This window comes from Bacillus sp. Marseille-Q3570 (assembly GCF_946151055.1).
Lineage (GTDB): Bacteria > Bacillota > Bacilli > Bacillales > Fictibacillaceae > Pseudalkalibacillus.
This window is the reverse complement of sequence record NZ_CAMGYZ010000024.1, coordinates 40,125-50,130: the sequence shown is the minus strand read 5'-3', so window position 1 is coordinate 50,130 and position 10,006 is coordinate 40,125. Positions and strand designations below refer to the sequence as shown.

At 42.9% G+C, this 10,006-nt stretch carries 8 protein-coding genes, 1 rRNA gene and 1 other annotated feature; of the genes, 7 read left to right on the top strand and 2 right to left on the bottom strand.

Features of this window, described 5'->3' with window-relative positions; all coding sequences use genetic code 11:
• Positions 1-137 precede the first annotated feature (137 nt).
• Both rrf and N8M93_RS22135 read left to right on the top strand, forming a co-directional pair.
• Positions 138-253: ribosomal RNA gene (gene rrf, locus N8M93_RS22140) — 5S ribosomal RNA — on the top strand.
• Positions 254-333: 80 nt separating this feature from the next.
• Complete coding sequence (locus N8M93_RS22135; RefSeq protein WP_261134803.1) at positions 334-504, top strand: hypothetical protein; 171 nt, start codon at positions 334-336, stop codon at positions 502-504.
• A gap of 324 nt (positions 505-828) precedes the next feature.
• On the opposite strand, the gene N8M93_RS22130 is transcribed toward N8M93_RS22135, so the two are convergent.
• Complete coding sequence (locus N8M93_RS22130) at positions 829-1,791, bottom strand: YaaC family protein (RefSeq protein WP_261134802.1); 963 nt, start codon at positions 1,789-1,791, stop codon at positions 829-831.
• Between the two features lie 124 nt (positions 1,792-1,915).
• Between N8M93_RS22130 and guaB the strand changes: the two genes are divergently transcribed.
• The 5 genes from guaB (at position 1,916) to serS (ending at position 8,525) form a co-directional block, all read left to right on the top strand.
• Positions 1,916-3,373, top strand: a complete 1,458-nt coding sequence (gene guaB, locus N8M93_RS22125) for an IMP dehydrogenase (RefSeq protein WP_261134801.1) — start codon at positions 1,916-1,918, stop codon at positions 3,371-3,373.
• A gap of 171 nt (positions 3,374-3,544) precedes the next feature.
• Positions 3,545-4,891 (top strand): D-alanyl-D-alanine carboxypeptidase family protein, encoded by a 1,347-nt coding sequence (locus N8M93_RS22120; protein WP_261134800.1) that lies wholly within the window; start codon positions 3,545-3,547, stop codon positions 4,889-4,891.
• 271 nt (positions 4,892-5,162) lie between these two features.
• Positions 5,163-6,047 (top strand): pyridoxal 5'-phosphate synthase lyase subunit PdxS, encoded by an 885-nt coding sequence (gene pdxS / locus N8M93_RS22115; protein ID WP_261134799.1) that lies wholly within the window; start codon positions 5,163-5,165, stop codon positions 6,045-6,047.
• 24 nt (positions 6,048-6,071) lie between these two features.
• Positions 6,072-6,665 carry a pyridoxal 5'-phosphate synthase glutaminase subunit PdxT gene (gene pdxT, locus N8M93_RS22110; protein WP_261134798.1) on the top strand — a complete coding sequence of 198 codons (594 nt, stop codon included), beginning with the start codon at positions 6,072-6,074 and terminating at the stop codon, positions 6,663-6,665.
• Between the two features lie 39 nt (positions 6,666-6,704).
• Positions 6,705-6,929 (top strand) — a binding site (T-box leader).
• A 318-nt stretch (positions 6,930-7,247) separates the two neighbouring features.
• The gene (gene serS / locus N8M93_RS22105) at positions 7,248-8,525 is read left to right on the top strand and encodes a serine--tRNA ligase (protein WP_261134797.1); all 1,278 of its coding nucleotides are present in this window, start codon (positions 7,248-7,250) and stop codon (positions 8,523-8,525) included.
• A gap of 144 nt (positions 8,526-8,669) precedes the next feature.
• Here serS and N8M93_RS22100 read toward each other — a convergent pair whose 3' ends face one another.
• Positions 8,670-9,740: a transposase gene (locus N8M93_RS22100; RefSeq protein ID WP_261134796.1), complete on the bottom strand. Its 1,071-nt coding sequence runs from the start codon at positions 9,738-9,740 to the stop codon at positions 8,670-8,672.
• Positions 9,741-10,006: the final 266 nt, after the last annotated feature.

The following is a 10,006-nucleotide window of genomic DNA, read 5'->3' as shown; positions in this document are numbered from 1 at the left end:
CTGGTGTGGAAGCGTGGCGACACGTGGAGCTGACAGATACTAATCGATCGAGGACTTAACCACATTTTACATCGAAGATGTTTTCAAGAAAGACATTATCTAGTTTTGAAGGAATGGTTTCCTTCAACTTCATACAGTCTGGTGACGACGGCGAAGAGGTCACACCCGTTCCCATGCCGAACACGGAAGTTAAGCTCTTCAGCGCCAATGGTAATTGGGGGCTTCCCCCTGTGAGAGTAGGACGTCGCCGGGCAATCAAGAGAGCAGCTGCAAAGCTGTTCTTTTTTGTGTTTCAGGAAGAAATGCAGAACTCAGGGAGTTTTCTCTAAGTACATGAAAGTCAAAAGCCAGTACGTTGTACTCAGAGAGCCGTTCGGAGAAAAAGAAAAACCGGATTTGATGTACTCAGAGAGCCGTTCCGAATACATGAAAAGGAGAAAAACCGGATTTGATGTACTCAGAGAGCCGTTCCGAATACATGAAAAGGAGAAAAACCGGATTTGATGTACTCAGAGAGCCGTTCTGAATACATGAAAAGGAGAAAAACTGGATTTGATGTACTCAGGAAGCCGTTCTGAATACATGAAAAGGGAGAAAACCGGATTTGATGTACTCAGAAAGGGGATTGAGGTACCTTAGAGTAATACAAGTGTGCCGGATATACAAAAAATGGGAGATCATACCGTTATTCGTACCTTCAAAAAGTTAAAATTTAAAAATATACGTTTTATAAACGATAATATTCATCCTTAAAAGATAAACTAGCAAAGCAATAATTCCATTAAAAGGAAGATTTTCACTCGAAAATCTTTTTCCCTATTAGTGCCCTTAATCTCCCACCCTTTTCTTATCCAGATACTCCATCAACAGCTTTGGTACTTTTATACGTGAGTTTGAGAGAAACCTTGATATGAAAGGAAAGTCATTACTGGAGTAGGTGTGGAACAAGTCACCCCACCATTCTGTTTCGTACCGGCAGATCATGCTCAAGTTATAAAGCAATAAGTAATGGACCATGACCTCATGTAGAGGTTTAAAACCTTCCCTTTTAGTTGGAATGAAGTAATTGCCATCTACACTCTTTTTGATCAAAGGATTCTCAATACCTTTTTCTCCAATTTTAATGACAAACATCGACCCAGTATAATTCACCTCGGTTTCTGTTGCAAATTGCTGTTTAAGGAACTGGATGAACCGTGTATCTGTCATATGTAATGGATCCAATATTTTGTCGGGAATCGACATTAATCCACAAGAAGTAATAGAAACCTGCAGTAACTCAGAGAATCCATTGATTTGTCGAAACAAGTCATCTATATCAGGAACGTGGCAAAGAAGTTCCTGCATCTGAAACTTGTCCCCTTCAACAGTCTCCAAATGGAATAGTTGTTTTGAAAAATGAGGAAACAATCCATTCCTTTGTACTTTGATCTCATCCTGTAAAAACAAATAATTTTGTTTTTTCCTTTTTCGAGTCGTGACACCATGTGCCAATAATGCCGTGGATTCGGGATAGTAAGGATCGACTGTCAACAGACAGCATTTGATCAATTGGACCATCCCATAATATAAAAGGACCGGCTGAAGTTCCAACGGTGAACTTTTACATAAATCGAAATATCGCTTCCCATGTGTTAGGTAATAAATAAAGCTATAACAGTTACGGTAACTCAATTCATCACTCGCCAAGTTTGAAGAAGAACGTTGATAACATCCTTTCAGATATCGCTGTGTGGATGAGGCACTTAGAAACTGATCGTAGCTTTTCCATTCATTTATTGACATCTCCATGAGTTCACATCCATATAGCGCAAATTTTAAGAAAAGTCGAACTTATTACTGCATTCTTGACAGTAGTTTACCCCATTGTTAATCTACAAATAATATTTTAAACGATAAAAGGAGAGTGGGACTTATGTGGGAAGAAAAATTTGCACGTGAAGGACTAACGTTTGATGATGTTTTGCTTGTTCCTGCTAAATCATCTGTACTTCCTAGAGATGTTTCAGTAAAAACGCAGCTTTCTGAAAACGTCAAATTGAATGTACCGATCATCAGTGCAGGGATGGATACAGTGACGGAATCAAAAATGGCGATTGCGATGGCACGTCAAGGTGGACTTGGAATCATCCATAAAAACATGTCGATTGAAGAACAGGCGGAGCATGTGGATCGTGTCAAACGTTCAGAATCTGGTGTCATCACCAATCCATTTTATCTCACTCCAGATCGCCAAGTGTTTGATGCAGAGCACCTGATGGGGAAATACCGTATTTCTGGGGTTCCAATCGTAGATGAAAATCGTAAGCTTGTCGGGATCATTACGAACCGTGACATGCGTTTCATCCAGGACTATTCGATTAAAATCAGTGATGTGATGACCCATGAGAACCTCGTCACAGCTCCTGTAGGAACGACATTGAAGGAAGCAGAGGAAATCCTTCAAGAGCACCGTATCGAAAAGCTCCCACTCGTTGATGAAAACGGTCTTTTGAAGGGGCTCATCACCATCAAGGATATTGAAAAAGTGATTGAATTTCCGAATTCCGCAAAAGATCAGCATGGAAGGCTTTTAGCCGGTGCTGCAGTCGGTGTGACAGCAGATGCGATGACGCGTGTAAAAAAGCTTGTAGAAGCTGGAGTCGATGCACTTGTCATCGACACTGCACATGGTCATTCCGAAGGTGTATTGCAAAAAGTGAAGGAAATTAAAGATGCTTATCCTGAGGTTACCATCATTGCAGGGAACGTGGCGACCGCTGAAGGTACTCGTGACTTGATCGAAGCTGGAGTCGACGTCGTTAAGGTCGGAATTGGGCCAGGATCTATCTGTACGACCCGAGTCGTTGCAGGAGTCGGTGTCCCTCAGGTCACAGCCGTTTACGAATGTGCGACAGAAGCAAGGAAACATGGAATCCCGATCATTGCCGATGGCGGAATCAAATTCTCAGGTGACCTTGTCAAAGCACTTGCGGCGGGCGGACATGCAGTCATGCTGGGAAGCTTGCTTGCAGGGGTCGATGAGAGTCCAGGTGAACGGGAAATTTATCAAGGACGCCAGTTCAAGGTTTACCGGGGGATGGGATCGATTGGTGCAATGGAGCGAGGAAGCCGCGACCGTTATTTCCAAGAAAATAACCAAAAGCTTGTACCAGAAGGAATTGAAGGACGGGTGCCTTATAAAGGACCGCTGGCGGATTCGATCCATCAACTTGTCGGCGGACTACGTTCAGGTATGGGATATTGCGGCACACCTTCAATTGATGACCTTCGAGAAAATGCAATGTTTACTCGCATTACAAATGCAGGGCTTCGAGAAAGTCATCCACACGATGTGCAGATTACGAAAGAAGCACCAAACTATTCTGTCTAACGAACTGTCATGACGTTAGTCACACAATTGTTATAAAAGATACGATGATTTTACTATTTTCGATTTTTTTCAGACAGTGGGTCTTCCACTGTCTATTTTTTTAGATTTTCTTATGGTACAATAACCTTTGTTGTATTTAGGGTTGGAGGTGCAAAAAGGTTGGTAAACCGAATGAAACGAACAGTCATCATAACGTTAGCTATGTTACTTGTAGTCACTGGAGTCGTTACATCAAATGCAAATACAGGTTATGCTGCTCCTGACTTGCAAATGGAGGCTGAATCTGCCATTCTGCTTGATGCAGAAACAGGAAAGATCTTGTTTGAAAAAAATGCAGATTTAATGTTGCCACCAGCAAGCATGACGAAAATGATGACGGAATACTTAGTTTTAGAAGCAATTGAAAATGGAGAAATCAGTTGGGATACGCCCGTTAAAATAAGTGATCGTGCACATAAAGTTTCTCAAGATTCAAGTTTGTCTAATGTCTGGCTCCGTAAAGATGCAGATCCGGATTACACAATTAAAGAACTATTCGAAGCTGCTGCTATTTATTCTGCAAATGGTGCTACAATGGCGATCGCAGAGACGGTTGCAGGTTCTGAAGCGAACTTCGTCGATATGATGAATGAAAAAGCGAAAGAACTAGGTTTGGAAAAATATGAATTCTACAATAGCACCGGACTGAATAACAGTGACCTGAAGGGTGAACACCCAAAAGGCGAGGCTGATTCTATGAATATGATGTCAGCTCGTGATACAGCGAAATTGGCTTATCATCTTTTGAACGATTATCCTGAAGTCCTTGATACGGCGAAAATACCTGAAAAAACCTTCAGAGAAGGTACAGACGATGCGAACCGTATGATCAACTGGAACTGGATGATTCCAGGTAATCCTCAGGGATACGGACTTGCATACCAAGGAATTGATGGATTGAAGACTGGTTCCACTGAACTTGCAGGTTACTCTTTTACTGGAACTGCACAAAGAAACGGGATGCGTCTGATTTCAGTTGTCATGAAAGCTGATTCATATAATTCACGTTTTGAAGAGACCAAGAAGCTTTTGGATTATGGGTTCAACAATTTTCAAAAACAAGAACTCGTAAAAGCAAATTATGAAGTGAAAGATAAAGCGACTTTACCTGTCACAAAAGGGAAAGAAAAAGAAGTGGAAGTCAAGGCGACTGACGCGCTCTCAGCAGTGATTGCCAATGGTGACGAAGAGAAATATAAACCAAAGGCGACATGGGATAAAAAAGCATTGAATGATAAAGGACAATTGACTGCACCTATCAAAAAAGGGGATCAAGTCGGGACGTTGTCACTCGCTTATTCTGGGAAAGATGACTATGGCTACATAAGTGAAGCTGCCAAGAAAAAAGCAAGTGTTCCGATTGTTGCCCAGGCAGATGTTGAAAAAGCAAACTGGTTTGTTCTGATGATGCGCGGCATCGGTGGTTTCTTCGGTGATATCTGGTCAAATGTCGTCAATGGGATCAAAGGATTGTTTTAACCAAAATGCATAAGAAGGGGCTGACTCTATCGGGTCAGTTCCTTTTCTATAACCTTTACTTGTTCATAAGATTTTCTTAAAGAGGGAAATTCTAAAAAAAAATCAACAAATATGAATAAGCGCCAATGATAAACAAACATTACCAATAGATTAAGTAAGTACAAACGTAGCGTCTTTATAGGCATGAGTGTTGAAAAGTGATACAATAGTGTAGGATTTAAGAATCAATGAAATACACCTAAATTACACCTACTGATAGGGGGAATTATACATGGTACAAACAGGTACTGATCGTGTAAAACGTGGAATGGCAGAAATGCAAAAAGGCGGCGTCATCATGGACGTTGTCAATGCAGAGCAAGCGAAAATCGCTGAAGAAGCAGGTGCGGTAGCCGTAATGGCGCTTGAACGTGTTCCTGCAGATATTCGTGCAGCTGGTGGAGTAGCGCGTATGGCAGATCCAACAATCGTTGAAGAAGTCATCAATGCGGTTTCGATCCCGGTGATGGCGAAAGCACGTATCGGACATATTGTCGAAGCGCGTGTACTCGAGGCACTTGGTGCAGACTATATTGATGAGAGTGAAGTTTTGACTCCTGCTGATGAAGTTTTCCACTTGAACAAGCGCGACTTCACTGTACCATTCGTATGTGGTGCACGTGACCTTGGGGAAGCAACCCGTCGTATCGGTGAAGGTGCTTCTATGCTTCGTACGAAAGGTGAGCCAGGAACAGGGAATATTGTCGAAGCTGTTCGTCATATGCGTCTGATCCAATCACAAGTCAAGAAAGTGGTCGGTATGAGTGAGGACGAGCTTATGACAGAAGCGAAAAATCTTGGAGCTCCATACGAAATCCTCCTTCAGATCAAAAAAGAGGGAAGACTTCCAGTCGTCAACTTCGCTGCAGGCGGTGTCGCATCTCCAGCAGACGCAGCATTGATGATGGAACTAGGCGCAGATGGCGTATTCGTAGGCTCTGGAATATTCAAGTCTGATAATCCTGAGAAGTTCGCTCGTGCGATTGTTGAAGCGACAACTCATTATCAAGATTATGATTTAATCGCTAAATTGTCTAAAGGTCTTGGAACGGCTATGAAAGGTGTCGAGATTTCTTCTCTTCAACCATCAGAGCGTATGCAAGACCGTGGATGGTAAGAAGCGTAAAGGAGACAGCATAGAATGGTCACAGTTGGTATTCTTGCCCTTCAAGGAGCAGTCCGTGAACATGCTCGATCACTTGAAGAGAGTGGGGCAAACGTTAAAATTATCAAACGTGTAGAGGATCTTAATGAGATCGACGGGCTTGTCGTACCTGGTGGAGAAAGTACGACGATGCGTCGATTGATCGATAAATATGAAATGTTCAAGCCTTTACAGGATTTCGCTAAATCTGGCAAACCGGTTTTCGGGACTTGTGCTGGATTGATTTTGATGGCAAAGGATATCATCGGTCAAGAGCATGGTCATCTTGAAGTGATGGACATGCGTGTTCACCGTAACGGATTCGGCCGTCAACGTGAAAGTTTTGAAGTACCATTGACAATCAAAGGGCTTAAAGGAGATGAAGACTATATCGGCGTCTTCATCCGCGCACCGTATATCGAATCTGTTGGACCGGATGTTGAAGTATTGGCAACTTTCCAGGATAAAATTGTTGCTGCTCGCCAGGGACGTTTTCTATCATGTGCTTTCCATCCTGAATTGACAGATGATCATAGAATGCACGGCTATTTTGTCGAAATGATAGAAGAGTTGAAGAAAACAGTTGCATAACATTTTGAAATAGTGTAAATTACTACTAACACATTTTCAGATCGAATGGTGACAGGAATTAGTAACATGGATTCTTTGTAAAGAGAGCCGATGGTTGGTGCAAATCGGTCAAAGAAACGTGTGAATCCATCCTTGAGTAAAATGCGGAACGGGTGAGAAACCTCAGTATGTATTTTCGGTTCGTAACCGTTACATTACTTGAGTGGTACTATCTTTTTGGTGGTACAACCAGGGTGGCAACGCGGGTTAACTCTCGTCCCTTCTTTTGATAAGGGACGGGAGTTTTTCTATTTCTAGACGGGTGATAATCTTCGCATTTCGTCGTTACATGATTTTTTTAGATCCTCATGTATTAGATATACACTCCGGTACTAAAAAAATCCTCGTGCCTCGAACTACTCGTTTCTAACCCGTCTAGTTAAGCGGAGATAAGCTGCGAATTTCTTTGTTACTTGCTTTTGGAGGTCGTATTTACAACCTACTCCTCCGGTCCTAAAAACCTGCGTGCCTTGTACTTCTTGTTTCTGATTCGTCTTGATGATAGTTGAATTACATTTTAATAAATAAAAGGAGGAATACATGATGTTGGATTTGAAATTTGTTCGTGAAAATTTTGATGAGGTGAAAGAAAAGCTTTCTACACGTGGCGAAGATATTTCTGGACTTGATCAGTTTCAGGAGCTTGATGAAAAGCGGCGAGAGTTGATCAACAAAACAGAACAGCTCAAAAGTGAACGTAACAATGTATCTAAAATGGTCGCTGAATTTAAACGTGAAAAAAAGGATGCTGATCAACTGATTAAAGAAATGCGTGAAGTTGGAGAAAAGATCAAGGCATTCGATGACGAGCTCCGTCAAGTTGAAGAAAAACTTCAAAGCATCATGCTAACTCTCCCGAACATCCCTCATGAATCTGCTCCTATTGGGAGTGATGAAGAGGATAATGTCGTTGACCGTGATTGGGGGGAGATCAGGAAGTTTGATTTTGAACCAAAACCTCACTGGGATGTTGCCGTTGATTTAGACATTGTGGACTTTGAAAGAGCAGCGAAAGTGACAGGCAGCCGTTTCGCTTTTTATAAAGGCCTTGGTGCTCGCCTTGAGCGTGCGTTGATCAATTTCATGATGGACTTGCATGAAGATCAGCACGGGTACACTGAAGTGTTACCGCCATATCTCGTCAACCGCGATAGTATGACTGGTACGGGTCAACTACCGAAATTTGAAGAAGATGCGTTCAAAATCCGTGAGGAGGATTACTTCTTGATTCCGACAGCGGAAGTCCCTGTGACGAATTTACACCGAGATGAGATTTTGACTTTAGAAGACCTTCCAAAAGCGTATGTAGCTTTCAGTGCGTGCTTCCGTTCAGAGGCGGGGTCTGCAGGACGTGATACGCGAGGTTTGATCCGTCATCACCAATTCAATAAGGTGGAACTTGTACACTTTGTAAAGCCTGAAAATTCTTATGAGCAACTTGAAACGCTGACAGGACACGCTGAAAAAGTGTTACAGCTCTTAAAGCTTCCTTATCGTGTGATGAGCATGTGCACTGGAGATTTAGGCTTTACGGCAGCAAAAAAGTACGACATCGAAGTTTGGATACCAAGCTATGAAACATATCGTGAAATCTCTTCTTGCAGTAATTTCGAAGATTTCCAAGCACGTCGTGCAAACATCCGTTTCCGGCGTGAACCGAAGGCGAAACCAGAATATGTGCATACATTGAATGGTTCTGGTCTAGCAATCGGACGTACTGTTGCTGCAATTTTAGAGAACTATCAGCAAGAAGATGGATCGGTCGAAATTCCAGAAGTCCTGCGTCCTTATATGGGAAATAAAACAGTCATTTCTAATTGACACTCCCACGGCTAAAGCCGCAAGCTGAACCTCCGGTCCAGTGGGATTCTCGAATGATTTTCCGTCCTCAGGCCATTTCTGTTTTGGACAACCTTCGAGATCAGGGTGTGCCATCACCCCTCCTAAGACAGGGCTTATAGCCTCTTAGGCTGATCGACTTTGACCATCGATCACAGGTGCATGACGAATATTCATCGCCCCCACCCGATCCCGGTGGGTGTGGTAGCCGCACCGGCATTTGTATGAACGGTCTTTACTTTTGTTTCGATTTCCGCATGATGGACAGGTTTGACTCGTGTATTTGGGATCGACATACTCGACTTTGATTCCTGCGAGCGTTGCTTTGTATTCGATGAAGGACGCTAAACGATAAAAGGACCAGGTGTGAAGGTTCTTTGCATTTTTACGGCTTGTTTTTGCCGTCTGGCGAATATTTGCCAACTTTTCTAATCGTATAATTGACACATTATGTTTGACTGCGAAATCGACAATTTGCCGACTCACCTTATGGTCCTGGTCCTTCATCCAGCGTTGCTCTTTATTATGGAGCTTTTTGATGGCAGTGAGCTTTTTCTTTCGTCCGAGCTTTTGTCGTTTGGATTTGAACTTTCTGCGAACGTACTTGTTTCGCCTTCCGCTGCCAAAAAACCGGGTCTTCTCGTCTTCGGTGACCGCAACAGCCGGGACTTTCAGACCGAGATCGACACCCATGATGTTGGTGCCCGTGTTTTGTTGGGTCGGGATCACTATCGAAAACTGAGCGATCCATTTGTGAGCTTTTTTCGTGATGCGGAGGGTTCCACGTTTGGGGGAAGCAAGTTTCGTGAGGATGTCTTGCGTGAAGGTAGCGTTAATGCGGATACGCTTGGATTTCCCGTCTACCATCAATGGTACTGAAACGGATCCCTCATCAAACGTATAGTTCTGATTGTTCCAAAGGATGCAGGGTTTCTTTAAGATGGGGATGATTCGATATTGGGATTTCTTTGCTTTCCGAAAGACACTTTTTGCATCCCGGATCGCCTGATTTTTGACAGCACTGGGGTGAGGAGCATTTACATACTTGGAGGTTTTCCGGGTCGGTTCTTTCGCCTGTACCATTTCCGCTACAAGCGCATTGATCGTGGCAATATACGTGGCGCTCGAGCGACTCATTAAATCACTTTGATGTTGATTAGGCAACAGTTTCACTTGGACCGTGACCGTCTGTGACATGTTTACCCCCTCGTTTTTTGTTCTTCGACATCCCGTTGTTTTGGTTCTTTTTGTGTGCCTATATCCACATTATACCAAACGTGCGTTCGTATCGAAAGAAGAAAAGAATGATTTATTCGCTTTCATCCCACCCCTAAAGGAGTGGGCTTTCCCGCTCATTAAAGCTGTAAAGGTACAACAAGAAACCAAGGGAGTTCAAAGGGAAATTTACCTCATCTTCAAAGTCTGCCATCTCTTGAGCTTTATTTTTGTTAAATAAGGAATCT